This is a genomic window from Cellulomonas sp. ICMP 17802, from assembly GCF_041295535.1.
Taxonomy (GTDB): domain Bacteria; phylum Actinomycetota; class Actinomycetes; order Actinomycetales; family Cellulomonadaceae; genus Cellulomonas.
Map to the genome: position 1 here is coordinate 94,889 of NZ_JBGFQZ010000002.1, position 26,174 is coordinate 121,062.

At 73.5% G+C, this 26,174-nt stretch carries 23 protein-coding genes; 9 read left to right on the forward strand and 14 right to left on the reverse strand.

Annotation, left to right across the window (positions count from 1 at the left end; translation table 11 throughout):
- Positions 1-122 precede the first annotated feature (122 nt).
- The 5 genes from AB5970_RS04070 to dtd are packed head-to-tail and all read left to right on the forward strand — an operon-like array spanning position 123 to position 2,555.
- Positions 123-389, forward strand: a complete 267-nt coding sequence (locus AB5970_RS04070; protein WP_370502627.1) for a type II toxin-antitoxin system Phd/YefM family antitoxin — start codon at positions 123-125, stop codon at positions 387-389.
- Position 390: 1 nt separating this feature from the next.
- The gene (locus AB5970_RS04075; RefSeq protein WP_370502628.1) at positions 391-810 is read left to right on the forward strand and encodes a type II toxin-antitoxin system VapC family toxin; all 420 of its coding nucleotides are present in this window, start codon (positions 391-393) and stop codon (positions 808-810) included.
- A 19-nt stretch (positions 811-829) separates the two neighbouring features.
- On the forward strand, positions 830-1,162 hold the full coding sequence (locus tag AB5970_RS04080) for a DUF2516 family protein (RefSeq protein WP_370502629.1): 333 nt from the start codon (positions 830-832) through the stop codon (positions 1,160-1,162).
- A gap of 2 nt (positions 1,163-1,164) precedes the next feature.
- Positions 1,165-2,121 carry an asparaginase gene (locus tag AB5970_RS04085; RefSeq protein ID WP_370502630.1) on the forward strand — a complete coding sequence of 319 codons (957 nt, stop codon included), beginning with the start codon at positions 1,165-1,167 and terminating at the stop codon, positions 2,119-2,121.
- Positions 2,118-2,555, forward strand: coding sequence for a D-aminoacyl-tRNA deacylase (dtd, locus tag AB5970_RS04090; RefSeq protein WP_370502631.1), 438 nt, complete (start codon positions 2,118-2,120; stop codon positions 2,553-2,555). The genes AB5970_RS04085 and dtd overlap by 4 nt, the downstream gene beginning before the upstream one ends.
- A 6-nt stretch (positions 2,556-2,561) precedes the next feature.
- On the opposite strand, the gene AB5970_RS04095 is transcribed toward dtd, so the two are convergent.
- A complete protein-coding gene (locus AB5970_RS04095; RefSeq protein WP_370502632.1) occupies positions 2,562-3,197 on the reverse strand; it encodes a hypothetical protein in 636 nt (211 codons plus the stop codon).
- Between the two features lie 948 nt (positions 3,198-4,145).
- Here AB5970_RS04095 and AB5970_RS04100 point away from each other — a divergent pair.
- Positions 4,146-4,670 carry an O-acetyl-ADP-ribose deacetylase gene (locus AB5970_RS04100; RefSeq protein WP_370502633.1) on the forward strand — a complete coding sequence of 175 codons (525 nt, stop codon included), beginning with the start codon at positions 4,146-4,148 and terminating at the stop codon, positions 4,668-4,670.
- A 6-nt stretch (positions 4,671-4,676) separates the two neighbouring features.
- Here AB5970_RS04100 and AB5970_RS04105 read toward each other — a convergent pair whose 3' ends face one another.
- The 4 genes from AB5970_RS04105 to AB5970_RS04120 all read right to left on the reverse strand — a co-directional run bounded on the left by AB5970_RS04105 (position 4,677) and on the right by AB5970_RS04120 (position 12,482).
- Positions 4,677-6,203 (reverse strand): MFS transporter, encoded by a 1,527-nt coding sequence (locus AB5970_RS04105; RefSeq protein WP_370502840.1) that lies wholly within the window; start codon positions 6,201-6,203, stop codon positions 4,677-4,679.
- Between the two features lie 75 nt (positions 6,204-6,278).
- Positions 6,279-9,047 carry a cation-translocating P-type ATPase gene (locus tag AB5970_RS04110; protein ID WP_370502634.1) on the reverse strand — a complete coding sequence of 923 codons (2,769 nt, stop codon included), beginning with the start codon at positions 9,045-9,047 and terminating at the stop codon, positions 6,279-6,281.
- A 109-nt stretch (positions 9,048-9,156) separates the two neighbouring features.
- Positions 9,157-11,259 (reverse strand): MMPL family transporter, encoded by a 2,103-nt coding sequence (locus AB5970_RS04115; protein WP_370502635.1) that lies wholly within the window; start codon positions 11,257-11,259, stop codon positions 9,157-9,159.
- 170 nt (positions 11,260-11,429) lie between these two features.
- Positions 11,430-12,482 carry an aminotransferase class V-fold PLP-dependent enzyme gene (locus AB5970_RS04120; RefSeq protein WP_370502636.1) on the reverse strand — a complete coding sequence of 351 codons (1,053 nt, stop codon included), beginning with the start codon at positions 12,480-12,482 and terminating at the stop codon, positions 11,430-11,432.
- Positions 12,483-12,596: 114 nt separating this feature from the next.
- Here AB5970_RS04120 and AB5970_RS04125 point away from each other — a divergent pair, with 114 nt between their 5' ends.
- Positions 12,597-12,884 carry a hypothetical protein gene (locus AB5970_RS04125; protein WP_370502637.1) on the forward strand — a complete coding sequence of 96 codons (288 nt, stop codon included), beginning with the start codon at positions 12,597-12,599 and terminating at the stop codon, positions 12,882-12,884.
- Here the strand turns inward: AB5970_RS04125 and AB5970_RS04130 are convergent.
- From AB5970_RS04130 to AB5970_RS04160, 7 genes are all read right to left on the reverse strand, one after another.
- A complete protein-coding gene (locus tag AB5970_RS04130) occupies positions 12,881-13,531 on the reverse strand; it encodes a SanA/YdcF family protein (protein ID WP_370502638.1) in 651 nt (216 codons plus the stop codon). The genes AB5970_RS04125 and AB5970_RS04130 overlap by 4 nt on opposite strands.
- A gap of 92 nt (positions 13,532-13,623) precedes the next feature.
- Positions 13,624-14,160: an alpha/beta hydrolase family protein gene (locus AB5970_RS04135; RefSeq protein ID WP_370502639.1), complete on the reverse strand. Its 537-nt coding sequence runs from the start codon at positions 14,158-14,160 to the stop codon at positions 13,624-13,626.
- The gene (locus tag AB5970_RS04140; protein ID WP_370502640.1) at positions 14,157-14,963 is read right to left on the reverse strand and encodes a Cof-type HAD-IIB family hydrolase; all 807 of its coding nucleotides are present in this window, start codon (positions 14,961-14,963) and stop codon (positions 14,157-14,159) included. The genes AB5970_RS04135 and AB5970_RS04140 overlap by 4 nt, the downstream gene beginning before the upstream one ends.
- A 23-nt stretch (positions 14,964-14,986) precedes the next feature.
- Positions 14,987-16,231: an allantoate amidohydrolase gene (locus tag AB5970_RS04145; protein ID WP_370502641.1), complete on the reverse strand. Its 1,245-nt coding sequence runs from the start codon at positions 16,229-16,231 to the stop codon at positions 14,987-14,989.
- The gene (locus tag AB5970_RS04150) at positions 16,231-17,403 is read right to left on the reverse strand and encodes a pyridoxal-phosphate-dependent aminotransferase family protein (protein WP_370502841.1); all 1,173 of its coding nucleotides are present in this window, start codon (positions 17,401-17,403) and stop codon (positions 16,231-16,233) included. The genes AB5970_RS04145 and AB5970_RS04150 overlap by 1 nt, the downstream gene beginning before the upstream one ends.
- A 32-nt stretch (positions 17,404-17,435) precedes the next feature.
- Positions 17,436-18,941 carry an AtzH-like domain-containing protein gene (locus tag AB5970_RS04155; RefSeq protein ID WP_370502642.1) on the reverse strand — a complete coding sequence of 502 codons (1,506 nt, stop codon included), beginning with the start codon at positions 18,939-18,941 and terminating at the stop codon, positions 17,436-17,438.
- The gene (locus AB5970_RS04160; RefSeq protein WP_370502643.1) at positions 18,938-20,020 is read right to left on the reverse strand and encodes an acetamidase/formamidase family protein; all 1,083 of its coding nucleotides are present in this window, start codon (positions 20,018-20,020) and stop codon (positions 18,938-18,940) included. Before AB5970_RS04160 ends, AB5970_RS04155 begins: the two co-directional genes overlap by 4 nt.
- Before the next feature lie 26 nt (positions 20,021-20,046).
- On the opposite strand from AB5970_RS04160, the gene AB5970_RS04165 reads away from it, so the two are divergent.
- Complete coding sequence (locus tag AB5970_RS04165; RefSeq protein ID WP_370502644.1) at positions 20,047-20,727, forward strand: YoaK family protein; 681 nt, start codon at positions 20,047-20,049, stop codon at positions 20,725-20,727.
- Positions 20,728-20,731: 4 nt separating this feature from the next.
- On the opposite strand, the gene allB is transcribed toward AB5970_RS04165, so the two are convergent.
- Together allB and AB5970_RS04175 are read right to left on the reverse strand one after the other, a co-directional pair.
- Positions 20,732-22,072 (reverse strand): allantoinase AllB, encoded by a 1,341-nt coding sequence (gene allB / locus AB5970_RS04170; RefSeq protein WP_370502645.1) that lies wholly within the window; start codon positions 22,070-22,072, stop codon positions 20,732-20,734.
- 122 nt (positions 22,073-22,194) lie between these two features.
- A complete protein-coding gene (locus tag AB5970_RS04175) occupies positions 22,195-23,052 on the reverse strand; it encodes a ScyD/ScyE family protein (RefSeq protein WP_370502646.1) in 858 nt (285 codons plus the stop codon).
- A 403-nt stretch (positions 23,053-23,455) separates the two neighbouring features.
- On the opposite strand from AB5970_RS04175, the gene AB5970_RS04180 reads away from it, so the two are divergent.
- On the forward strand, positions 23,456-26,041 hold the full coding sequence (locus tag AB5970_RS04180) for an ATP-dependent Clp protease ATP-binding subunit (RefSeq protein ID WP_370502647.1): 2,586 nt from the start codon (positions 23,456-23,458) through the stop codon (positions 26,039-26,041).
- The last annotated feature ends 133 nt before the right edge of the window (positions 26,042-26,174 follow it).

Here is a 26,174-nt window from a genome sequence, read left to right on the forward strand (position 1 = left end):
CGCACATCCATAGGTGCACTCACGGGCGCGGGGGTCGACGCGCGCGAGTCGCTGCCCGAGATCTGAGCGCGGATCCGTCGGACCTGCTCCTCGCGGGCCTGCCGGTTCGGTACGGTCGCTGCGTGGACGTCTCGGTCAGCGCGCTGCGCGCGGAGCTCAGGCAGTGGATCGAGGCCGCGCGCGCGGGGGAGGACGTCGTCATCACCGAGCGCGGGATCCCCGTGGCTCGCCTGAGCGGCATCGAGGCGGCGGACCTGCTGGCCCGGCTCGAGCGCGACGGCCTGCTGACGCCGGCGGCCGCGCCGCGACCGGCTGCGCGCAGCGGCGACCGCACGAGCCCCGCCGCCAAGGGCGGGGTCTCCGACCTGGTCCGCCGGCTGCGCCGCTGAGATGGCGGTCGTCTACCTCGACACCAGCGCGCTGGTGAAGCTGTGCGTGGCCGAGCCCGGGTCCGCGCTCGCCGCGGCGCTCTGGGACGGCGCCGACCTGGTGGTGACGTCGCGGCTCGCCGACGCCGAGGTGCGCGCGGTGCTCGCCGCGGGGCGGCGCGCCGGGCGGCTGGACGACCAGGCGGCCGCTCGGGCGCTCGCGGCCTGGGACCGGCTGTGGCCCGGCCTGCACGTGCTCGAGCTGCGCGACGTGGTGACGACGGCGGCAGCGGCACTGGTCGGCCGGCACCCGCTGCGCGCCGCCGACGCGCTGCACCTGGCGTCCGCGCTCGAGCTGCGGTCGCCCGACCTCGTGGTCGCCGCGTGGGACGAGCACCTGGCCGCGGCCGCGCGGGCCGAGGGCCTGCTGGTGGTGCCGTGATGTCTCGTAGGCTCGCCCCGTGATCGCCGGCCTGCAGCTCGTCATCTTCCTCGTCTTCTACGTCGCCATCTTCGGGCTCAGCCTGTGGGCGCTCATCGACCTGCTCCGGCGGCCGGCGTCGGCGTTCCCGCAGGCCGGGAAGCGGACCAAGGGGTTCTGGGGCGCCATCGTCGGCGTCGCCACGGCCGTCTCGTTCAGCGTGATCCCCGTGCCGGGCGTGCCGCACCTGCCGTCGTTCCTGGCCCTGCTGGCCGCCGTCGGCGCGATCGTCTACCTGGTCGACGTGCGGCCGGCCGTCGCGCCGTACACGCGCCGTCGCGGCCCCCGTGGACCCTCGTCCGGAGGCTGGTGACCGTGACCGACATCGGCACCGCCGCGGTCCCGCTGGCGCGGGTGCTGCGCGGGGGGCTGGTCGAGTCGGTGCACTCCGGCCACGTCGTGGTGCTCGCGCCCGACGGGTCCGAGCGGCTGGTGCTCGGCGACGCCGACGCGACGATCTGGGCCCGGTCGTCCCTCAAGCCGCTCCAGGCGGTCGCCATGCTGCGGGCCGGGCTCGACGTGGACGGCGCGGCGCTGGCCCTCGTGTGCGCCAGCCACAACGCCGAGCCGGGGCACCTCGAGGTCGTGCGGGGCCTGCTCGCGGGCGCGGGCCTGGGTGTCGACGACCTGCGCAACACCCCCGACTGGCCCCTCGACGCGGACGCGGCCTGGCAGTGGCGGGCGGACGGCCACGGGACCGAGCCGCTCACCCAGAACTGCTCGGGCAAGCACGCCGGGATGCTGGCCACCTGCGTCGCCGCGGGCTGGCCCACCGACGGCTACCTGGACGCCGACCACCCCCTGCAGCGCGCGACGCGTGCGGTCGTCGCCGAGCTGACCGGCGTCCCGGTCGAGCTGGCCACGGTCGACGGCTGCGGCGCGCCCCTGTTCTCCACGAGCCTGCGCGGGCTGGCTCGCGCGTTCGGGCGTCTGGCGGCCGGTGACGGGCTCGAGCGGCGCGTCGGCGACGCGATGGCGGCGCACCCGTGGCACGTCGCCGGCACGGGGCGCGACGCCACCCGGTTCATGGAGGCGGTCCCCGGGCTGGTGGCCAAGGACGGGGCCGACGGCGTCTACGCGGCGGGTCTGGCCGACGGCGGTGCCGTCGCGGTGAAGGTGGTCGACGGGTCGTCGCGCCCGCGCCCGGCGGTCCTGGCCGCCGCGCTCGCCGTGGCCGGCGTGGACCCCGCGCTCGTCGAGCCCGTCGGGCTGACCCCGGTGCTCGGGCACGGGTCGCCCGTGGGCGAGGTCGTCGCCACTTTCGGCGCATGAGGGCGGTCGTCCAGCGGGTCACGCGCGCGTCGGTCACGGTGGACGGCGTGGTCGTCGGCGCAATCGACCGGCCCGGGCTGCTCGCGCTGGTCGGGGTGACGCCCGGCGACGGTCCGGCGCAGGTCGAGCTCATCGCGCGCAAGATCGCCGAGCTGCGCATCCTGCGCGACGAGCAGTGCGCGGTCGACGCCGGCGCGCCCGTGCTCGTGGTCAGCCAGTTCACGCTCTACGGCGACACCCGCAAGGGGCGTCGGCCCACGTGGAACGCCGCCGCACCCGGTCCGGTCGCGGAGCCGCTGGTCTCTGCCGTCGTCGCGGACCTGCGCGCGCGGGGGCTCGAGGTGGCCACGGGCGTGTTCGGTGCGGACATGGCCGTCGAGCTGGTCAACGACGGGCCCGTCACGCTCGTGCTGGAGTCGGTGCCGGAGCCCTGACGCTCCTCAGTCGCAGCGGGACGTCTCGACGCTGAGCAGCTCCATGCCCGGCGGCGCCGCCGGCGGGTCGACGATCGACGGGTCGGGCTCGTTGGCGAACGTCACGCCGAACCCGTCGCGGCAGAACCCGCCACCGTCCTGGGCTCGCCACCCGGCCGCGACGAGCCCGTCGCCGACCTCCGCCTGCGCCTCGCCCGCGTCGGCGACCGCGTACAGGTGGGTGACCCGCGAGCACTCGTGGAGGCAGAGGGCGTGCTCGACGCTCGACGTGGTCAGCAGCTGCGCGCCCGTCGCCACGGGCAGGGAGGCGCCGACGCCCGTCATGCGGGCCAGGCTCGGCCCGCCGAGCCGGCCGAGCCCCAGCCCGAGCGCCACCAGCACCAGGGCGGCGCCGGCCATCAGCCACCACCGCCGACGTGCCGCCCGGACCAGGAACCACGTCGGGACGAGCGCGAGCAGCGTCGCGGCCACGGCGACCACGCGGCCCGCGCTCGTCCCGAGGTTCCCGGTCAGCAGCAGCAGGCCGCCCACCAGGAACGTCCAGGCGACCCAGAGCACCAGCACCCCGATCGCGCGTACCGCCCAGCGGCCGGTGGTCGGGCGCCGGACCGGGGGCTGCGGTCCCGCCGAGGTGGTCGCCACGGCATCCCCTCTCCGCCGCGACGCTGCGGCGCTGGTGGTCGTCACTGGACGGCCGGCCCACACGGCTCCCGCACGCGGCCCGGCGGTCGACACCGAACCAGAACCGGCGCCGATGCGGATCGCGATCCGCGGCGGTCCACCCGAACGGGCCTCTCGCTTCACCCCCTCGGGGTCGGTGGGGCCGGGCACGGAGAAGGCCCCTCGGAGTAAGCGTCCGAGGGGCCTTACCGTGCTCTCAGGTCTTCCGTCCCCGGCGAACCGGCGACCGACGCCGCTCTGACGGTGCGACTACGTCCCGGCACCCGGTGGGCCACCTGCGCCGTCGACCCCGGAGGGAGTCCAGCGCGTGCGGTCCGCCGTGGGCGGGACGACTGCGAGCAACCTCCCGGTCCGTAACGACCCCCGCGTCGTCATCCGCGGGTCGTCGTGTTGCCACGACGATGTGGTCGCCCGTTCTCCGGTCGGCCCGACATCCACAGCCTGTCGCCCCCGGCGCCACCTCCCCGAAGGGTGTTCTGCGCCGCCGGCACGATTCCCCGAGGGGCCCCGTGCGTCGAGGTTCCGGCCCTCCTGGTCAGCCGTCCACCCGGTCCACGCGATCTCCGAAGAGGCCACCTGACCTGCAGTTTCGTGCGTCCCTGGCGGGATCCTTCACCTGCGGTTCTCGATCTGTCGATCTCGATGTGAGATTTCTAGTCCTCCCCGGGAAGGTGCCACAAGGGCTTCTGTGAGCTTTCTTTGTCCACCGGTTCCCCCACACCCTTGTCCACAGGCCGACCTGCGGAAACATCCGGTTAACACAGGGCTGTGGACGAAATTTGTGGATGGGTCGTGTGTCGTTCACCCGTCCGGACCTCACCCTTCGGTAGCCTCGATCACAGCGAAGGCCCCTCGGAGTAAGCGTCCGAGGGGCCTTGCTGCGTCGCCGGCCGGGGTGATGATGGCGTGGTGCGCATCGAGTCGGTCCAGGGAGACATCACGACGCAGGGCGTGGACGCGATCGTCAACGCCGCCAACTCCTCGCTGCTGGGCGGCGGGGGCGTCGACGGGGCCATCCACGCCGCGGCCGGGCCGGAGCTGCTGGACGCCTGCCGCGAGCTGCGTCGGACCACGCTGCCCGACGGGCTGCCGGTCGGTGACGCGGTGGCCACGCCGGGGTTCCGGCTCCCCGCGCGCTGGGTGCTGCACACGGTCGGGCCCAACCGGCACCGCGGCCAGACCGACCCGGTGCTGCTGGCCTCCTGCTTCGCGCGGCCGCTCGAGCTGGCCGTCGAGCTGGGGGCGTCGAGCGTCGCGTTCCCCGCGGTCAGCGCGGGCGTCTACGGCTGGGCGCTCGACGACGTGGCGCGGATCGCGGTCGGGACCGTGCACGCCTGGCAGAGCAGCACGGACCCCGAAGGCGGGGTCGAGCTCGTGCGGTTCGTGCTCTTCTCGTCGGCCGCGCTGGACGCCTTCCGGACCGAGCTGGGCTGACGCCCGTCAGCCCCAGACGGCCGCCTCGACCGGAGCCGTCGGGGGGACGTACGGCAGCCGGGCCATCCGGAACGAGACGACGAGGCCGCTGAGCGCGGCGACCAGGGGGATCAGCAGGGCGATCTGCAGGGCGAGCGGGCGGGCCTCGGTGTTGATCCGGATGATCTCGTCCTGGGTGTCCTGCGGCTGGCCGGCGAGCAGCTCGTCGAGGGCCGTGTTGCTGACCACCTGCGCGTCGTGCTCGAGCACCTCCGCGACCTGCGTCTGCTCGGCCGGATCCAGGACCGTGCTCTGCGACGCCATCGACCCGAAGATGGTCGAGAGCGCCGCGAGCAGGATCGCCCCCGCGAACGCCAGCCCGAACGAGAGCCCGAACGAGCCGGCCGCCGAGTTCACGCCGGCGGCCTCGCTGACGCGCTCCTCCGAGATCGGCGCCAGCGTGTAGTTGTTCAGCTGCGAGACCAGCAGGCCCAGGCCGGACCCCGCGACGACCAGCGGGACCACCAGCCACCAGCCGGAGTCCGCCCGCGGCACCACGGCGACCACGAGGGCGATCCCGACCACGAGCAGCGAGAACCCCCAGCGGATGATGCCGCTCGGGTTGCGGGTCCCGGCCTTCTTCCCCGCGACGATCGCGACGGCGAACATGCTCAGCGAGAGCGGGGCGATCGACAGCCCGGCGCCCATCGCGCTGTACTCGAGCACCACCTGCAGGTAGATCGGCAGGGCGATCATGGTGCCGCCGAGGGCGATCTGCTGGAGCGTCTGCTCGGTGATCCCGAACCGGAAGACCGGCGAGGAGAACAGGTCCGGGTCGATGAGGGTCGGCCGGGCCTGGCGCTTGCGCCGGGCGAGCCAGTAGACCAGCGACCCGAGGGCCACCACGCCGACCGCCAGGATGGCGGCGACCGACTCCCCACCCTCCTGCCACACCAGGATGCCGAGCACGAGGCCGCCCATCCCCAGCACCGACAGCACCGCGCCGACCCCGTCGATCTCGCGCGAGCCGGTGTACCGCACGTCGTGCACGAGACCGATCCCGGAGAGCACGACAGCGATGACGACGACCTCGAGCAGGAACGCCAGGCGCCACGACAGGTAGGTGGTGATGAAGCCGCCGATGAGCGGGCCGACCCCCGCGGCGATGGCCGCCGCCGCGCCGACCAGCGCGTACGCCTTGCGCTGGGCCGCGCCGGTGAAGTTGCCGTGGATGAGCGACTGCATGGCGGGCAGCAGCAGGGACGCGCCGAGACCGCCGATGACGGCCCAGAACACGATGATCGCCGTGAGGCTCTGGGCCAGGGTCATCGCCAGGGCGCCGACCGCGTACGCGAGCAGCCCGACGATGTACGCCCTCTTGCGCCCGAAGAGGTCGCCCACCTTGCTGCCGATGAGGATGAACGCCGCCGAGACGAGCGCCTCCAGTGCGATCGCCGACTGCACGCCGCTGACCGTCGTGCCCAGGTCCTCCACCACCGCCGAGATGGAGACGTTCATCAGCGACGTGTCCACCACCAGGACGAACATGGCCATCGCGAGCAGGATCGCGAGGCGGGGGTTGCCCGAGGTCTCCGTGGCGTCGTCGTCGGTCACGTCGGTCCCCGCCCGTCAGGCGCGGGCTCGCGTGGGACTCACTGCCACCTGGGGATCCAGGACCGGGGGCGCCGCGGAGCGCCGGCGCATGATCACCTTGTCGACCTCCGCGACGATCGGCAGCAGCAGCGCGAGACCCAGGCAGGCCAGCCACTGGGGGCCGGAGAGCGACTGCGTGGTGAGCCAGCCCTGCAGGAAGTTCAGCTCGGTGGCCAGGACGACCAGGATCACCGGGATCGACAGCACCTTGATGGCCGTCAGCAGCGGCGCGGCCAGGCCGGAGTCGGGCTCCCGGCGCAGGACCAGTCCCGACAGCACCGAGCCGAGGCCCATGATGACGAACGCCATGGTCATCGATGCCGTCGCGTGGTCGGGGCTCGGCGTGTCCGGGCCGGCGACCAGCGGGATCGCGGAGGCGGCGAACAGCACGAAGCCGTACAGGAGCCAGCGGCGCACGGCGTGCGCGTTGCTGATGCCCTGGGTGGGGTCGCGCGGCGCGCGGTCCATGATCCCGGGGCCCACCGGGTCGAGCATGATCGCGATCACCGGGAACACGCAGACGAAGAAGTTGAGGAACAGCACCATCATCGGCGTCATCGCGACGCCGTCGGCGATGTCGAAGAGGCTGGCCGCCAGGAACAGGATCACCAGGCCGATCAGCTGGCTCATCTGGAACCGGATGTACGCGGTGATCTTCTGGTAGATGCTGCGGCCCAGCTCGACCGCGTGCACCAGCGTGCTGAAGTTGTCGTCGGTGAGCACGAGGCGCGCGGCCTGCTTGGTGACCTCGCTGCCCGAGCCCATCGCGACGCCGATGTCCGCCTGCTTGATCGCGGCGGCGTCGTTCACGGCGTCACCGGTCATGGCGACGACGAGGCCCTCCTTCTGCATGAGCTGCACGAGCCGGAGCTTGTCCTCGGGGGTCACGCGGCCGAACACGTGCAGGTTCGGCAGCCGCTCGAGGAGCTCGTCGTCCGTCAGGCGGGCGAGCTCGGGCCCGCTGATCGCGCCCGGGCCGAGGCCGAGCTGGGCACCGATCGCGCTCGCGGTGACCGCGTGGTCGCCGGTGATCATGCGGACCTCGATGCCCGCCTTGAGCGCGATCTCGACGGCGACCTTGGCCGTGGGTCGCAGGGGGTCGACGATGCCGACCAGGCCGACGAACACGAGCTCCTGGACGTAGGACATCGGGTCCGCCGTGATGCCCGCCTCGTCGGCCGGCGTGAGGAACCGGGTGGCGAACGCGAGCGTGCGCAGACCTTGCTCGGCGAGCCGGCTCATCTCGGCCTCGATGTCGGCCCGCATGTCCGCCAGCGGGACGACCTGCCCGGGGCCCGCCAGCGCCGTCGTGCAGCGCTCGAGGACCACGTCCGGGCCGCCCTTGACCACCTCCACCAGCGTGTGGTCGCCGCGCCACGGCAGCCAGTGGGCCGTCGCCATGAACTTGTACGCCGAGTCGAACGGCACCTCGGCGACGCGCGGGTAGGTCCGTCGGCTCTCCTCCGCGTCGATCCCGAGCTTCGCGGCGAGCACCACGAGCGCGGCCTCGGTCGGGTCGCCGATGACGTCGCCGTCGTCGGAGACCGTCGCGTCGCTGGCGAGGCACAGGCCGTAGGCCAGCGGGGTGAGGTCCGGGGCCTCCTTGCCGGCCGCCTGCAGGATCCGGCCGGTCTTGCCGTAGCCGCTGCCCTCGACGGTGAAGTGCTGGCCGACCGTGTACAGGGCGGTCACGGTCATCTCGTTGAGCGTCAGGGTCCCGGTCTTGTCCGAGTTGATCGAGCTGGTCGCGCCGAGCGTCTCGACGTCGTTGAGGTTGGCCACCACGGCCTTCGCGTCGGCCAGCTGCCGGGCGCCGTACGCGAGCATCGCCTGCACGAACGTGGGCAGGCCGGTGGGGATCGCGGAGATCGCGACGGCGGTGGCGAGGAAGAGCAGGTCGCTGGGCGACTGGCCGCGCGCGATGCCGATGGCGACGATCACGGCCACCGCGCTCCACGCGATGACGCCGAGCACCTTGGTCAGCTTGTCCAGCTCGCGCTGCAGCGGCGACTTCGTCTTCTCCACCGACGACAGCAGCGTCGCGATGGTGCCGATCTGCGTGGTCATGCCGGTCGCGGTGACCACCATGGTGCCGGTGCCGCGCGTGACCGACGTGTTCTGGAACGCCATGTTCGCGCGGTCGCCCAGCGGGACGTCGTCGTCGGCGAGCGTCGTGACGTCCTTGCCGATCGGCGCGCTCTCGCCGGTGAGTGCCGCCTCCTGCGTCTCCATGGTGGCGGTCCGCACGAGCCGCCCGTCGGCGGGGACGATGTCGCCGGCCTCGAGCTCGACGACGTCGCCCGGGACCAGCTCCCGCGCGGGCACCTGGACGAGCGTGGCGTCGCGCCGCACGCGGGACTGGGGCTCCTGCATGGTGGCGAGGGCGTCGACGCTCTTGCGGGCGAGCATCTCCTGACGCGCGCCGATGACGACGTTGAGGACCACGAGGAACCCGACGATCAGGGCCGTCGAGCCCTGCTGGATGGCGACGCTCACCGCGGCGACGGCGATGAGCATGATGTTCATGGGGTCGCGCACCTGTTGGAACACCACGGCCCACACCGACGGCGGGGCCTGCGCGGTCAGGGTGTTCGACCCGTACCGGGCCTGCCTGGCCCCCACCTCGGCGGTGCTCAGGCCCGTGGTGAGGTCGGTGCCGAGCTCGGCACCCACGGCCTCCGGGTCGAGCGCCCACCAGCGGGTGGGTGCTGCGGTGGTGGTGCTGCTGCTGAGGGTCTCTGTCACGGGTGCTCCTCGGGCCGCGGCGAGCGTCAGGGCTCGTGCGGCCCACGCTAGCGCGAGATGCCCGGATCGCGGATGATCCGGGCATCTCGGTCAGCGGGCGGTCGGTACCTCAGGAGACGGGCACCGCGACCGGCTGCTCGGCGGGCTCCGGGTCCTTCTGCCGGCTCAGCGCGCTGGGCCACCACATGGTCCTGCCGATGTCGAGGTTCAGGGCCGTGACCAGCACGGACCGGACCACGAGCGTGTCCAGCAGCACGCCGAACGCGACCGCGAACCCGATCTCCGCGAACGCCACCAGCGGCAGGGTGCCGAGCACCGCGAACGTCCCCGCCAGGACCAGCCCGGCCGAGGTGATCACGCCGCCGGTGGCCGCCAGGCCGACCAGCGAGCCGCGGTGGTGCCCGATGCGGATCGCCTCCTCGCGCACCCGGGTCATGAGGAAGATGTTGTAGTCGATCCCCAGCGCGACCAGGAAGACGAAGACGAACAGCGGGAAGGACGTGTCCGCCCCGGCGTAGTCGAAGACGTACTTGAAGATGAGCGCGCTGATGCCGATGGCCGCGCCGAACGAGAGCACGACCGTGCCGATGAGGACCAGCGGCGCGACCACCGCCCTCAGCAGGATCATCAGGATGAGGAAGACGACCAGCAGGATGATCGGGATGATCAGCTTGTTGTCGGCCGACGACGCCCGCTGCACGTCCAGGTTGACGGCGGTCGTGCCGCCCACCAGCGCGTCGGCGCTCGGCACGGCGTGCACGGCGTCCCGCACCCGGTCGACCGTGGCGAAGGCCTCGTCGCTGTCGGGCGCGGAGGTCAGCGTGCCCTCGAGGTAGGCGAGGTCGCCCTTGACGACGGGCTCGCTGACGCTGGTCGGGTCGATGCCCTCGACGCCGGCGAGCACCGTCGCCACCTGGCTGGCCTGGTCGGCGTTCGCGATGACGACGACGGGGGAGCCGGCGCCGCCCGGGAAGTGCGCGGACAGGACCTTCTCGCCCTGGATCGACGGCTGGACCCCGCGGAACGACTCCTCGGTGGTCAGGCCCGTCGCGTTGAGCGCGACGATGCCCAGGCATGCCACCGCGAGGATCGCGGACGTGCCGATCCAGGTGCGGCGCGGGTGCCGCTCGATGCGCGTACCCACCCGGGCCCAGAACCCGTGCACGGAGGGCTCGTCGTCCCCGAGCTTCGGGCTGCGCGGCCAGAAGATCCAGCGGCCGCAGGTGACCAGCAGCGCGGGCAGCAGCGTGAGCATGACCAGCATGGCGACGACGATGCCGACGGCCGCGACCGGGCCCAGGCCCGCGGTGGAGTTCATGGTGGCGAACAGCAGGCAGAGCATGCTGACGGCGACCGTGGCGCCGCTCGCGATGATCGCCGGGCTGGCGCGGTGCAGCGCCAGGGACATGGCCTCGTGCCGGTCGCCGTGCTTGCGCAGCTCTTCCCGGTATCTCGCGACGAGCAGCAGCGCGTAGTCGGTCCCGGCGCCGAACACCAGGACCGTGAGGATGCCGGCGCTCTGGGCGTTGACGGTGAGGTCGAAGTTGTCCGCGAGGAGGTAGATGACTCCCTGCGACACCGTGAGCGCGACGCCGGCGGAGATCACCGGCAGGAGCCAGAGGATGGGGCTGCGGTACGTGATGAGCAGGATGACGATGACGACCGCGACGGCGGCGTACAGCAGCGTGCCGTCGATGCCCTCGAACGCCTTCGACGAGTCGGCGGCCGAGCCGGCGGGGCCGGTCACGTAGACGGCGAGCCCGTCCGGACCGTCCTGCGCGGTGGCCCGCAGGTCGGCGACGGCGTCGGCGGCCAGGTTCCAGCCGTCCTTGCCGAGGTCGAGCGGCACGATGATCTGCGCGGCCTGCCCGTCCTGGGACGGGATCGGGCCGACCACGTCACCGTCGAGGGTGTCGAGCGTGCCGAACTCCTGCGCGTCCGCCTGGATCGCGGCGAGGTCGTCGGGCGTGAGGCCGGACGGGCGGGTGTAGACGATGACCGCGGGGATGGTGTTGGCGGACACGAAGCTGCCGGCGACGTCGAGCACCTCGGTCGACTCGGCGTTGGACGGGAGCCAGGACTTGGCGTCGTTGTCCTGCGCGCCCGTGAGCTTGCCCGCGAGGGGGCCGAGCAGGGCGACGACGACGAGCCAGAAGACGATGACAGCAAACTTGAGGTAGCGATGGGTGATCCATCCGGCGACCTGAGACATGGGTGTTCCTTCGCAGGGGATGTCGACGACGACTGGAAAGGGGCGGACCGCCTGCGCGGAGATACCGCGGCGGGGCGCCGGTCTCGGTGCTGTGAGAGCGATCCTAGGATTGCGGCGTCGGCCGGCCCAGGGATATCAGGGAGACCCCCGAATCGACCCTCAGGTTCCCCTCAGGAGTTGCTCAGGGCAGCCACGGCGCGGGTGACGTCCGCGGCGTCGTTCCAGACGTGGAACGCGAGCCGGACGCCCCCGCCGCGGCCCGCCGCGCGCGTGCCGCCGGCCGCCAGGAGCGCGCGGCGCGAGCCGGCCTCGTCGTCGGGCAGGGACACGATCGCGCTGCCGCCCGGCTCGAGGCCGAGGTCGGCCCGGAAGCTGTCGGCGAGGCCCACCGCGTGGCGGCGGACCTGCTCGGGGTCGGCGGCGGCGAACGTCTCGAGCGCCGGGACCGCCCCCACCCAGCACAGCCAGGCGGGGGAGACGTCGAACCGGCGCGCGTCCCGCGCCAGCGTCATTCCCGGGCCGTAGACCGACGACCAGATCTGCTCGCCCGCGTACCAGCCGGCGTGCAGGGGTCGCAGGTCGTGCGCGAGCTCGGGCCGGACCGTCAGGAACGCCGTCCCGCGCGGGGCGGCGAGCCACTTGTACGACGCGCACACGGTGGCGTCGAACCGCGTGGCGTCGACCGGGAGCCAGCCCGCGGCCTGCGTGACGTCGCAGACGGTCCGCGCGCCCGCCGCCTCGGCCGCGGCGAGGACCGCGTCGACGTCGGCGAGCCGGCCGTCGCGGGACTGCACCAGCGAGAACGCGACGGTGTGGGTGGTCGGCCGGACCTCGTCGGCGAGCCGCTCGAGCGGCACGTGCCGGACCGTCACGCCGCGATCCGCGTGCGCGGTGAACGGGAACGTCACGGAGGCGAAGTCGCCGTCGACGGCGAGCACCTCGGCTCCGTCGGGGACGCCCGCGGCGACGAGCCCGACGAGCGCGGACGCCTGCGACCCGACGGCGACCTGCGAGGCGTCGGCGCCGACGAGCCGCGCGTACGCCGCGCGGGACCGGGTGACGGCCTCGTCGTAGACCGCCAGGTCCGCCCTGCCGGCCTGCCAGGTGTCGAGGGCCTCCCGCATCGCCTCGACGGTCGCCCGCGACGGCAGCCCGCAGGTGGCGGCGTCGAGGTAGCCGGGCACCGGGGTGAACGCGGCCCGCAGGGCGTCGAGGGAGTCCATGCCGACGATCGTCCCGCGCGCGGTCGCGCGTTGCGAGAACCGGGCGTTCCCGCATGCGCGAGACCTCACCTCGCTACCGTGTGACCTGCACCGTCGCACCCGAAAGGTCACCCCATGCCGCCGCTCTGGACCTCCCGCCGCCTGCTGTGGACCGGCGTGGCCGTCGCGCTCGTCGCGGAGCTCGTGGTGAGCCCGCTGCTCGTGAACCTCGCCGCGAGGCTCCTGATCGGGTACGGGGTGCTGGGCTGGATCGACACCGTGCTCAGGCTCGCCGCGTACACCGGGGCGTCGATGGTCGCCGCGTCGTTCGTCGTGCGGGTCCTCGAGCAGCGCGGCGTGGTCCCCGCGGCCGCGCGGAACGCCAACAGCGTGCGCCCCGACGACCGGTCGAACGACCTCTAGCGCGTCAGCGCGTCCTGCACGGCCGTCTCGGGCGGTCCGTCGTACACGGCCGTGCGCCCGGTCGCGACGTCGAGCGCCGCCTTCCACGACGCCGGCAGCTCCCGGACCCGCCACGTGAGCGCCTGCACCGGCCGCACCGAGGCCGACGAGACCCCGACGCCCGTCACGGCGATCCCCGCCTCGGTGCACGAGAACAGCGCGCGGCGCAGGTGGTAGTCCTGCGTGACGACGACCGCCGCGTCCACGCCGAACACGTCGTGCGCGCGGACGCAGGAGTCGTGGGTGTCGAAGCCGGCGTGGTCGCGGACCACCGCGGACGCGGGCACGCCGTGCTCGACCAGCCAGTCGCGCATCGCCGTGGGCTCGTCGTGGTTGGCGTGCGCGTTGTCCCCGCTGACCAGGATCACCTCGACGGCGCCCCGCTCGTACAGGACCCGGGCCGCGTCGAGTCGGCGGGTGAGGTACACCGACGGGCTCCCGCCGGGCCGGAGGCCCGCGCCGAGCACCAGGGCGACCGGCGTCGCCGGCACGTCGGCGGCGGACCGGACCTTGGTCTGGCCGAGCCCCTGCACCCACAGGATCGGCCCGATGACCAGGGCGGACGCGACCGCGAGGGCGATCCAGGCGGCGCGTCGGCGGGTGCTCACGCACGGAGCGTAGGGCGCGGGAGCGGACCCGCGTGACGACTTCGTTGCGCTGAGCGCAACGAGGTCTTCACACGAGGGTGGAATGGCGGCGGTCAGCCGCCGTCGAGGGTCGCGAGCCAGTCACGGACCGCCTCGGCCACCGCTGTCGGGCTCGTCGGCAGGTGCGGGCCGGGGAGGAAGACGGTCGTGACCGGGCCGGGGACCGCGGCCAGGTGCTCGGTCAGCTCGTCCGGCGAGCCGAACGGGTCCGTGGTGCCCGAGACGGCCAGCACGGGGACGTGGAGGTCCGGCAGGTGCGCGGTGCGGAGCGTCTCGGGGCGGCCCGGCGGGTGCAGCGGGTACGACAGCAGCACGAGACCGGCCGCGGGCAGCCCGGCGGCGACGGCCATCGAGCACATGCGCCCCCCGAACGACCGGCCGCCGAGCACGAGCCGGTCCGTGCCGACCCCCAGGGACGCGGCGAACGCCTCGGCCTCGGCGGTCACGTGCGCGATCGCGGGCGCGGCGGTCTTCGGCAGCTCGATCCGCAGCACCGGCAGCGGCGCGACGGCCGTCTCGACGGCGACCAGCGAGGGGCTGTCCCGCGACCCACCGAAGCCGGGGGTGAGCACGAGGCCGGCGACCGTCACGCGAGCCCCAGCACCGAGCTGATGGTCCGGACCACCCCGTTCTCCGTGTTGGCCGGCGCGACGAAGCGGGCGTGCGCGCGGACGTCGGGGTGCGCGTTGTCCATGGCGAACGAGTAGAAGGCGGCGTCGAGCATGCCGATGTCGTTGAAGTAGTCGCCGAACGCCATGGTCTGCTCGGCCGTGATGCCGAGCGCGTCCTGGACCGCCCGCAGGGCGTGGCCCTTGTCCGCGGTCGGGCTCATGACGTCGACCCAGTGCTCGCCCGAGACCAGGGCGTCGAACGGCTGCAGCAGCGGGCCGGCACCGGTCGCGGCCGAGCCGAAGTCGTAGACCGCGACCTTGAGCACGTCGTCCTGGACCGCGGTGAGGTCGTCGACCACCGCGAGCCGGGCGTAGTAGGGCGTGGCCTGGTCGAGGAAGGCGGCGTCGGAGCGCTCGACGTACGCGGAGCGCTTGCCGCACACGACCGTGCCCAGGTCCAGGTGGGTCGCCGCGCGCACCACCTCGACCGCGGCCCGGGCGGCCGCCAGGGACAGGCCGTCCGAGCTGATCTCCTCGTCGTGCTGGACCACGTAGGAGCCGTTCTCGGCGATGTACACGAGCTCGTCGCGGCCGAACTGGCGGCGCAACGTGGCGTACTGCCGGCCGCTCGCGGGGCAGAGGCGGATGCCGCGGCGGTCGAGCTCGTCGAGCAGCGGCCAGAAGTCGTCGTGGATCCGCTTCTCGTCGTCGAGCAGGGACCCGTCCATGTCGACCGCGATCAGCCGGATGTCGGGGACGGGGTCGAAGACGAGGGGTTCCACGCGACCGATCCTGCCATCGACGATCAGGCGGTCTCGCGGGCCAGGTGCTCGACCGTGGCCGTCAACGCCTGCAGCCCGGTCTCGACGTCGGCCAGGCTCACGGACTCGTCCGGGTGGTGGCTGATGCCGTCGGGGTTGCGCAGGAAGAGCATGCCGACGCCCGTGACCGCGCCGATCGCCATGGCGTCGTGGCCCGCGCGGCTGAACAGCGCGGGGACGTGCCGCCGGCCGGTGTCCTCGATCCCAGCACGGACGACGTCCTGCAGCAGCGAGTCGCACAGGACCGCGGGGGCCTCGTGCAGCTCCCGGGCCGACCAGGTCAGGCCGCGTCGGCTGGCGATCTCGTCCAGCTCGCGCGTGATGCTGCCCCACACGCGGTCGCGGTCGTCGTCGTGCTCGCCGCGCAGGTCGACCGTCAGGCGGGCCTCGCCGGGCACCACGTTGACCGCCCCCGGGAACGTCTCCAGGCGGCCGACCGTGCCGATGATGTGGTGCTCCGCGCGGCAGAGCCGCTCGACGGCGAGCGCGACCTCGCTGGCGCCGAGCAGGGCGTCGTGCCGCTTCTCGTACCGCGCGCCGCCCGCGTGCCGGGCCTCGCCGTCGATCTGCACGGCGAACCGCCGCGCGCTCGCGATCGAGGTCACGACGCCGAGCGGGGCTCCGCCGTCGTCGAGCTCGGGACCCTGTTCGATGTGCGCCTCGAGGTAGCCCGCCAGCGACTCCCGCGAGCGCGCTGCGGCGCCGATGCGCCCGGGGTCCAGGCCGAACTCGCCGAACGCGGTCCGCAGGGTGGTGCCGTGCTCGTCGGTCAGGTCCCACCACGCCTCGTTCCAGCGCCCCGCCATCGCGGACGACCCCAGCAGGGCGGTGCCGAACCGCGCGCCCTCCTCGTCCCAGAACGCGACGACGTCGAGCCCGAACCGGAGCTCGGCGGCGCGCGGCCGCAGGGCCCGGACGACTTCGATCGCCATGAGCACGCCGAGGATGCCGTCGTAGCGGCCGGCGTCGCGGACCGAGTCGAGGTGTGAGCCCAGCAGCAGGGACGGCGCGTCGGGGTCCTTGCCGGGCAGGTGGCCGACGAGGTTGCCGGCCTCGTCCTGTCGCGTCTCCAGCCCGACCTCCCGCATCCACCGCGCCGCCACCCGGTTCACGCGTGCGTGCTCGGGGGACAGGTAGACGCGCTCGATCCCGCCGGTCATCGACGTGTACGCCGCGAGCTCGTCGCAGCGGGCCATGATCCGCCGGGCGGCGGTGTGCACGTCGAGCATCAGTAGGCCGAGTACGCCGCGTCGACGCCGCCGCCGTGGGGCACGCGGGCACCCGCGCGGCGCAGCACCTGCTCCAGCGCGGCGAGCGTGACCAGGACCGTGTCCAGGCGCGCGTTGGCGCCCATGGTGCCGATCCGCCAGACCCGGCCGTGCAGCGGGCCGAACGACGTGCCGATCTCGATGCCGAAGTCCTGCAGCATCGCGCCGCGGGCCGCGTCGCCGTCCACGCCGTCGGGGATCTCGACCGCGACCACGTTGTTCATCTTGTGCGCGACGTCCCCGAACACCTGCAGGCCCAGCCCGCGCACCCCCGCGAGCATCGCGGCGCCGGCCCGGGCGTGCCGGTCGATCACCGCCTGCCGGCCCTCCTCGAGGACGATCCGGGCGCACTCGCGGGCGGCGTACAGCATGCTCGTCGCCTCGGTGTGGTGGTTCAGGCGCCGCGGACCCCAGTAGTCGAGCACCATGCCCAGGTCGAAGTAGTTGGAGTGCACGGGCTCGCCCGCGTCCTCGTCGGACTCCTCGCGCAGCCCGGCCTCGATGCGCCGGCGCCCGCGGATCACCTCGACGGCCCGGTCCGACAGGCTGACCGGCGCGCTGCCCGAGGGGCCCGAGAGGCACTTCTGCAGCCCCGCGGTCGCCGCGTCGATGCCCCACGCGTCCATCTCGAACGGGTTGCCGCCCAGGGAGGCCGTGGCGTCCGTGTAGAGCAGCACCCCGTGGCGCGCGCAGATGGCGCCGAGATCCTCGAGCGGCTGGTTCATCGTCGTGGACGTGTCGCCCTGGACCATCGCGAGCAGGTGCGGCTTGACCCGGACGATCGCCTCCTCGACGGCCGACGCGGTGAACACCTGCCCCCACGGCACCTCGATGGTGTGCACCTCGGCCTGGGCCCGCAGCGCGATCTCGGCCAGCAGGTGCCCGAACCGGCCGAACACGGGCACCAGCACGCGCTGCCCGGGCCGGACCAGCGACACGATCGCCGCCTCGATCCCCGCGCGGGACGTGCCGTCCACCAGCAGCGTCGCCTCGTTGGTGGTGGCGAAGACCTCGCGGTACAGCGCCATGGTCTCGGTCATGTAGCCGGTCATCACCGGGTCGTACTGGCCGATCAGCGGCGTGGACAGGGCCCGCAGCACGCGCGGGTCGGCGTTCACCGGCCCGGGGCCCATGAGCAGTCGGGGCGGCGGGTTCACGGGGGCGGTCACGGGGTTCCTCCGAGGGCGCGAGCGTGGCGGACGAGCGAGAGGTCGGTGCCGCGGGGGCCGACGAGGCAGACGCCGACCGGCGCCGGCCCGAGCTCCGACGGGAAGTGCAGCGCGGGCACGGACAGGGCGGGCAGGCCGCCGATGCCCGCCAGGGCGGTCATCCGCAGCGTCGCCGCGCGCACCCGGTCGAGCTCGTCGGCGCTCGCGGTGCGGGCGGGGGCCGGGCCGGGCGTGGTCGGCAGCACGAGCACGGCCTCGTCGGCGACCGCCCGGATCACGGCCGCCAGCCGGTCGACGTCGGCGCGCGCGGCGGCCTCCTGGTCGGCGGTGACCTCGGCGGCGATCGCGAACCGCTCCCGGACGCCGGCGCCCAGCGCGTCGGGGTGCGCCGCGATCCAGGTGCCGTGCGCGCGCCAGGCCTCGGCCGCCTGGACCACGCGGAACGCCTCGAACCACTCGTCCAGCGGGCCCACCGAGATCTCCTCGACGGTGCCGCCGGCCCAGGCCTCGAACGCCTCCCGCGTCGCGGGCTCGACCAGCTGGAGGACCTCGGCCGGCACCACCCGGCGCGCCGGCAGCAGCGGGGCGTCGTCTTCGAGGCACCAGGCGGCGACGTGCTCGAGTGTCGCGCCGTCGCGCGTCAGCCAGCCGACGGTGTCGAACGAGGGCGCCAGGGGCAGCATCCCCTGGCGCGGCACCAGGCCGTGCGTGGTCCGCAGCCCCCACAGGCCCTGGTAGCTGGCCGGCACCCGGACCGAGCCGGCGGTGTCGGTGGCCAGGCCCACGTCCGCCTGCCCGGTGGCGACGGCCGTCGCGGGCCCGCTCGACGAGCCGCCCGGCAGCGCGCCGGGCACGGCGCCGTTCGCGGGGGTGCCGTAGTGGGGGTTCGCGCCGGCGATGGAGTACGCGAGCTCGTCGGTACGGGCCAGGCCACGCACCGACGCCCCGCCCTTGAGCAGGTCGAGCACCGCGGGCGCGTGCTGGCGCTCGGGGGCGGCGTCCCGCAGCCACGTCGGGTTGCCGCCGCCGATGCGGTAGCCGCGGACGGCGAATACGTCCTTGACCGCGACGCGCAGGCCCAGCAGCGGACCCTCGAACGCACCCTGGTAGAGCGGGTCGCCCACCGTCCGCCACACCGACCGGTCGAAGCTCGGCGTGCGACCCGTGACGTGCGCGGCCGTGATGCGCCAGCGGCCGTCCGCCAGCTGCCAGACCTGCGTCTGCAGCCCGGTGCCGCCGCCGTCGTAGCGGGAGGTGGCGACCAGCAGCCAGCAGTCGTCCGCGAGCCGGCGGGACTCCACGCGGTCGAGCACCCGGGGGGCGATGCCGCCGCGGGTGCTCCGGAACGCGCTGATGGCGTCGTGCCCGACGAGCAGGCCGTCACCGTCGCCGCGCAGTGTCGAGGGTCCGGGCGCGAACGCGTCGTCGAGCGCGGCCACGTCGTCGTCGGCGAGCGCGCGCTCGTAGGCGTCGAACGCGGCCTGGAGCTCCTCGGGGATCACCGCGCCACCTTCTCCAGGTCGGCGACGCGGATCCGTGCGTGCGCGCCGCACACCTGGTCGACCACCTGCGAGACGTCGATGTCGGTGGCGGCGGACAGGTACGCGTACGCGAGGTGCTCGTCGAGGCCCCACCGCGCCTGCAGCAGGGCCAGCGCGGCCCGGACGCACCGGCGGACGGCCTCGTCCAGGTCCCGGTCGAGGCCGGTCGGCACCAGGTACTCCGGCGTCTCGACCAGCGGGCCGGTCAGCACGCCGAACTGCGCGGCGGCCTCGGCGGCGGGCACCACGTCGAACCGCAGCGTGACCCGCAGCGAGGCCTCCAGGGCGGTGAGCGCCACCTCGCCGTCGCCCTGCGCGAAGTGGGGGTCGCCCACGTACGCCAGCGCGCCGGCCACCTGGACGGGCAGGTAGAGCGTGGTGCCCACCTGCAGCAGGTTGATGTCGATGTTGCCGCCGTGCGGGCCGGGCGGCACCGAGTGCGGGCGCTCGTCGCCGGCCACCGCGACGCCCATGATCCCGAGGAAGGGGGCCAGCGGGAACTCGATCAGCCGCTCGCCGCCCTCGACCGCGGGCAGGCAGCCGACCAGGTCGCCGTCGCGCTCCCGGACCGACGCGAACACGCTGACGTTCCCCGGCCCGCGCGGCAGCTCGCCCGCGAGGGCACCGCGGCCGTGCCGGTTGGAGATGACGCCGTACGGCACGCGCGGGGTGGTCTCGAGCACGGTGATGGCCAGCAGGTCGCCCGGCACGGCGCCCTCGACGTGGATCGGCCCGGTGACCACGTGCGGACCGTCGTCGGGGGAGCGGGTCAGGGTGCCGACGATCTCGATCGCGTCGGTCAGCACGTCGCCGGGGGCGACCCCGTGGCCGGTGAACCACGCCAGCGGGTCGCTGCCCTGGTCGTCGAGGAGGCCCTCGTGGCTGACCGTGTCGATGGTGACCTCGGTGCCCGACGCGATGCGCAGCACGGGCTCGTCGGTCGCGCACGGCAGCCGGCCCCACAGCACCGTGGCCGGTGTCGACGGCAGGTAGGCCGCCGCCCGGATCGTGCCCGAGCCGGCCTGCAAGATTGCACTCATCGCTCCCGCACCCCCACCATGACGCCGTGAAGACCTGGGACGACGCGCGCCGACACCTGGTGCTGATGCTGGCACTGACGTTCACCACGGGCATCGTCGACGCCGTCGGCTACCTGGGTCTGGACCGCGTGTTCACCGCGAACATGACCGGCAACGTGGTCATCCTCGGCATGGCGCTCGCGGGCGCCGACGACCTCCCGATCCTCGGACCGGCCCTCGCGCTCGTGGGCTTCCTGGGCGGCGCCGCGATCGGCGGACGGGTGCTGCGGACCGCCCCCGCCGGCTGGTCGCACCGCACCAGCGGCACCTTCGCGGCCACCGGCGTGCTGGCCGCGGCGCTCGGCGTCGGCGCGCTCGTGGCCCCGCCCGAGCAGGGCACGTCCTGGGCCCTCGTGGTGACCACCCTGCTGGCCGTCGCCATGGGCCTGCAGGCCGCGACCGCGCGGCGGCTGGCGGTCAAGGACGTGACCACGGTCGTGGTGACCTCGACGCTCACCGGTCTCGCGGCGGACAGCCGCCTCGCCGGCGGGAGCGGCGACGGGTGGGCGCGGCGCTCGTTCGCCGTGGCGCTGATCCTGGTCGGGGCCGGCGTCGGTGCGCTGCTGCTCCAGGTGGGCGGGGAGCAGGGCGTCGGCATCGGCATGCTGGTGGCCGGGGTGCTCGCGCTGGTCGCGGCCGCGGTGGGCCACCGGCACCGCGAGGCCTGACGGCTCACGCACGGGCGACCTCCGGCAGGAGCACGCGGCCGGTGCCGGGAGCGGTGACGGCTCCGCCCTGCACCACCGGCGAGCCGTGCAGCCAGACGGTCCGGACCGCGCCGGCGACGGTCGCGCCGTCGTAGGGCGAGACCGGGTTCCGGTGCTCGAGGCGGTGCACGTCCACCACGCGCTCGTCGTCGGGGGCGAACGCCACGAGGTGGGCGGGGGCCCCGACGGCGAGCTCCCCGAGGCCCGCGAGCCCGGCGACGCGCGCGGGGCCCGTGGTGAACAGCGGCAGCAGCCGCTCCAGCGGCACGCCGCGCCGCCGGGCCTCGGTCCACACGACGGACAGCCCGAGCTGGAGCCCCGCGATCCCGCCCCACGACAAGCCGAAGTCGCCACTCTTGAGGTCGGCGGTGGACGGCGAGTGGTCGGACACGATCGCGTCGACGGTCCCGTCCAGCACCGCGTCCCAGAGCAGGTCCTGGTTGGCGGCGTCGCGGATGGGCGGGCAGCACTTGAACTGCGTCGCCGCCTCGGGCACGTCCTCCGCCCGCAGCGCCAGGTAGTGCGGGCACGTCTCCACGGTGAGCGGCAGCCCCTCGGCCTTCGCCGACCGGACCAGGTCCAGCGAGCCGGCGTCGGACAGGTGCAGCACGTGCGCGCGGGCCCCCGTGCGCCGCATCGCGTCGATCACGCGCCCGATCGCGTGCCGCTCGCTCACGGCCGGGCGGCTGGCCAGGAAGTCCGCGTACCGCCCGCCGAGGGCGCCGTCGGCGTGCAGGTCGGCGGGGTCCTCCGCGTGCACGATCAGCACGCTGCGCAGCGCCGCGACCTCGGCCAGGGCGAGCTCGAGCTGGTCCGCGTCGAGGTGCCCGAACTCGTCGACGCCCGACGGCGTGAGGAACGCCTTGAACCCGCGAACCCCGGCGGCGTGCAGGGGCCCGAGAGCGCCGAGGTTGCCTGGGACGGCGCCGCCCCAGAACGCGACGTCGACGCTGAGCTTGCCGGCCGTGGCCGCGCGCTTGGCGTCGAGCGCCGCGACCGTCGTGGTGGGCGGGATCGAGTTGAGCGGCATGTCGACCAGCGTGGTCACGCCGCCCGCGGCGGCCGCCCGCGTCGCCGACGCGAAGCCCTCCCAGTGCGTGCGCCCCGGCTCGTTGACGTGCACGTGGCTGTCCACCAGCCCGGGCAGCAGCACCTCGTCGTCGGCGAGCTCGACCACGGGCACGTCGGGCGGGGTCGGCACGCCGATCGCCGCGATGCGGCCGTCGGTCACCAGCAGGTCCGCCTCCCGCAGGGCACCGCCCACCCAGGCGCGGCGGGCGCGTACGACGAGGTCGGGCGGCGTCATCCAGGCTCCTTGCGGTCGTCTGCTGCGTCAGGCTACGGCCACCGGCGTCGGGAACGCCGCGCCTGCCCGGCTCCGGACGCGCGGGAGGGCCGGGCGCGGACGCCCGGCCCTCCGTCTGGTGCTCAGTGGCCGTGCCGACCGAGGTCGACCGTCCACACCTCTCCGCCGAGCGTCACGACGTAGGCCGTGCCGCGGATGACCTGGAACGAGACCGGCTGGTTCAGCCCGTCGGCCAGGACCTCGAGGGTGCCGTGCCGGCCCACCTTGAGCAGCTGGCCGGTGTTCGGCGCCGAGGGTGAGCCCGCCTGACCGCCGAGCGGCCAGTCACCCTGCGCGAGCGCGTAGAGCCCGTGTCCCCGGCCGACGTGGACGTCGACCATCAGCGGGCCGCCCGACGCGACCTCGGTCGCGGTGGTCGAGTGCTTGCCGAACGTGACGATCTTCCCGTTCGCCGCGAGGTGCGGCAGAGGTCCGGCCTCGGCCATGTAGACCCGCGACCCGTCGACGTCGATGCCCGTCGGCACGATGTTGTCGAACGCGATCCGCACCGAGGTCGAGCCGTCGAGACCCACCTGGTAGACCCGGTTGTGGTGGCCGTCCGTGACCAGGAAGCCGCCGCGGTAGGGCACGAACGCGTACTGCACGCCGGTCTTGACGAAGAAGTCGGTGGCCGGCGGGTTCGCCTCGGCGAACGCACCGAGGTCGGCGATCAGGGTGAACGCGCTCGGGCCGTCGACGCGGTAGATGCCGTTCACGCCGGTGCCGCCGACCTCGGGGGTCACGAAGGTCACGAGCACGTAGGCGGTGCCGTGGACGAACGCGATGTCCGTCGGGCCTCCGTTGGGGGCCACCGGTAGTCCGCTGGCGAACACGGTCACCGCGCCCGTGCGCGGATCGACCCGGGAGACCTCGCCGGACCCGTTCTCGGCGACGTACAGAGCGCCGTCCGGGCCGACCGTGCTGCCCCAGCCGACGGACAAGCCGCTGGCCAGGAGCCGTGGCTCCGGATCGGTCGACGGATGGTGCGCACTCGCCGCGGACGGCGTCAGCACGAGCAGCAAGGCTGCGGACAACAGGACAAGAACTCGTCGGGGACCCATAGGACCCCTCCCCTCGACAGCTTCCTGGAGCAGTACGTGTCGGGGTAGCAGGGGGCAGCGTGGTCGTCGCCCCCTTGCGCGCCCGGATGTCCCTCCGCCTCTCGACGCTAGACCCGACCGCCGGGAGCGATCCATGACCCCGGGCAACCGGGCGGCGTCGTCACGCCTGCGGCGAACACGGGCAGTCGAGGCACCACCCCGCCGTTAGCATCGAACAACGCCGCCCCGTCGTCCCCCGGTGCGCCAGCCAGGGGAGCCGGCACGCAGCTCGTGAGGAGTGCACATGTTCGAGAGATTCACGGACCGAGCCCGTCGCGTGGTCGTCCTTGCCCAAGAAGAGGCACGGATGCTCAACCACAACTACATCGGGACGGAGCACATCCTCCTGGGCCTGATCCACGAGGGTGAGGGTGTCGCGGCGAAGGCTCTGGAGTCGCTCGGCATCTCGCTCGAGGCCGTCCGCGCCCAGGTGCAGGAGATCATCGGCGAGGGCCAGCAGGCTCCGTCGGGTCACATCCCCTTCACCCCGCGCGCCAAGAAGGTGCTCGAGCTCTCGCTGCGCGAGGCGCTCCAGCTGGGTCACAACTACATCGGGACCGAGCACATCCTGCTCGGCCTCATCCGCGAGGGCGAGGGCGTCGCCGCCCAGGTCCTCAACAAGCTCGGCGCGGACCTCAACCGCGTGCGCCAGCAGGTCATCCAGCTCGTCTCCGGCTACCAGGGCAAGGAGCCCGTCGCCGCCGGCGGTCCGCAGGAGGGGCAGCCCTCGGGCAGCGCCGTCCTCGACCAGTTCGGCCGCAACCTCACGCAGGCTGCGCGCGACGGCAAGCTCGACCCGGTGATCGGGCGCGAGAAGGAGATCGAGCGGGTCATGCAGGTGCTGTCCCGCCGCACCAAGAACAACCCGGTCCTCATCGGGGAGCCCGGCGTCGGCAAGACCGCCGTCGTCGAGGGCCTCGCGCAGGACATCGTGCGCGGCGACGTGCCCGAGACGCTCAAGGACAAGCAGCTCTACACGCTGGACCTGGGCGCGCTCGTGGCCGGCAGCCGCTACCGCGGTGACTTCGAGGAGCGCCTGAAGAAGGTGCTCAAGGAGATCCGCACGCGCGGCGACATCATCCTGTTCATCGACGAGATCCACACCCTCGTCGGGGCGGGCGCCGCCGAGGGCGCCATCGACGCCGCGAGCATCCTCAAGCCGATGCTGGCGCGCGGCGAGCTGCAGACCATCGGTGCCACCACGCTCGACGAGTACCGCAAGTACGTCGAGAAGGACCCGGCCCTGGAGCGTCGCTTCCAGCCGATCCAGGTGGCCGAGCCCAACCTGCAGCACGCGATCGAGATCCTCAAGGGTCTGCGCGACCGGTACGAGGCCCACCACCGCGTGTCCATCACGGACGCCGCGCTGGTCGCCGCCGCCACTCTGGCGGACCGGTACGTCAACGACCGCTACCTGCCGGACAAGGCGATCGACCTGGTCGACGAGGCCGGCGCCCGCCTGCGCATCCGCCGCATGACGGCTCCCCCGGAGCTGCGCGAGCTCGACGAGCAGATCGCCGAGACGCGCCGCGACAAGGAGTCGGCGATCGACGAGCAGGACTTCGAGAAGGCAGCCCGACTCCGCGACGCCGAGAAGCAGCTCGGTCTCAAGCGCGTGGAGAAGGAGAAGGCCTGGAAGTCCGGCGACCTCGACGCGGTCGCGGAGGTGGACGAGGAGCTCATCGCCGAGGTGCTGGCGATCGCCACGGGCATCCCGGTGTTCAAGCTCACCGAGGAGGAGTCCAGCCGCCTGCTCCACATGGAGGAGAACCTGCACAAGCGGGTCGTCGGCCAGGACGCCGCCATCAAGGCGCTCTCGCAGGCCATCCGTCGCACGCGTGCGGGCCTCAAGGACCCGAAGCGTCCCGGTGGGTCGTTCATCTTCGCGGGGCCCACGGGCGTCGGGAAGACCGAGCTGGCCAAGGCGCTCGCGGAGTTCCTGTTCGGTGACGAGGACGCGCTCATCCAGCTCGACATGTCCGAGTTCTCGGAGAAGCACACCGTCTCGCGGCTGTTCGGCTCGCCCCCCGGCTACGTCGGGTACGACGAGGGCGGCCAGCTGACCGAGAAGGTGCGGCGCAAGCCGTTCTCCGTGGTCCTCTTCGACGAGGTCGAGAAGGCGCACGCGGACATCTTCAACTCGCTGCTGCAGATCCTCGAGGACGGTCGCCTGACCGACTCGCAGGGCCGGGTGGTCGACTTCAAGAACACCGTCATCATCATGACCACCAACCTCGGCACCCGGGACATCGCCAAGGGCCTCATGACCGGCTTCCAGGCCGGCGGGGACCTGTCGACGTCGTACGAGCGCATGAAGGCCAAGGTCAACGACGAGCTCAAGCAGCACTTCCGGCCTGAGTTCCTCAACCGCGTCGACGACGTGGTCGTGTTCCCGCAGCTGTCCCAGCCGGAGATCTTCGCGATCGTCGACCTCATGGTCGCCAAGCTGGACAAGCGCCTGCGGGACAAGGACATGGCCATCGAGATCACGCCTGCGGCCAAGAAGCTGCTGTCGGAGAAGGGTTACGACCCGGTCCTGGGTGCTCGGCCGCTGCGCCGCGCGATCCAGCGGGACATCGAGGACGCACTGTCCGAGAAGATCCTGTTCGGCGAGCTCAAGGCCGGCCAGCTGGTGATCGTGGACGCCGAGGGCGAGGGTCTGCTCGGGGAGTTCACGTTCCGCGGCGTCCCCAAGGGCGAGAGCCTGCCGGAGCCGGTCGCGGTCGGTGCCAGCTACGGCACGCCGACCTCGGGGACGGACCTGCCTGCCGCGGGTCCCACCTCGACCATCGGCGACGGCGGCACGGGCACCCTGCCCCAGGTGGGCTGACCCGCACAGCACGCACGACGACGCCCCGGCCCGCTCGCGGACCGGGGCGTCGTCGCGTCCGGGGGACTGCCGTGGCGGCGGACGCCGAGCTCGGTGACTCGTGCCGAGCTCGGTGGTCCCGACCACCGAGCTC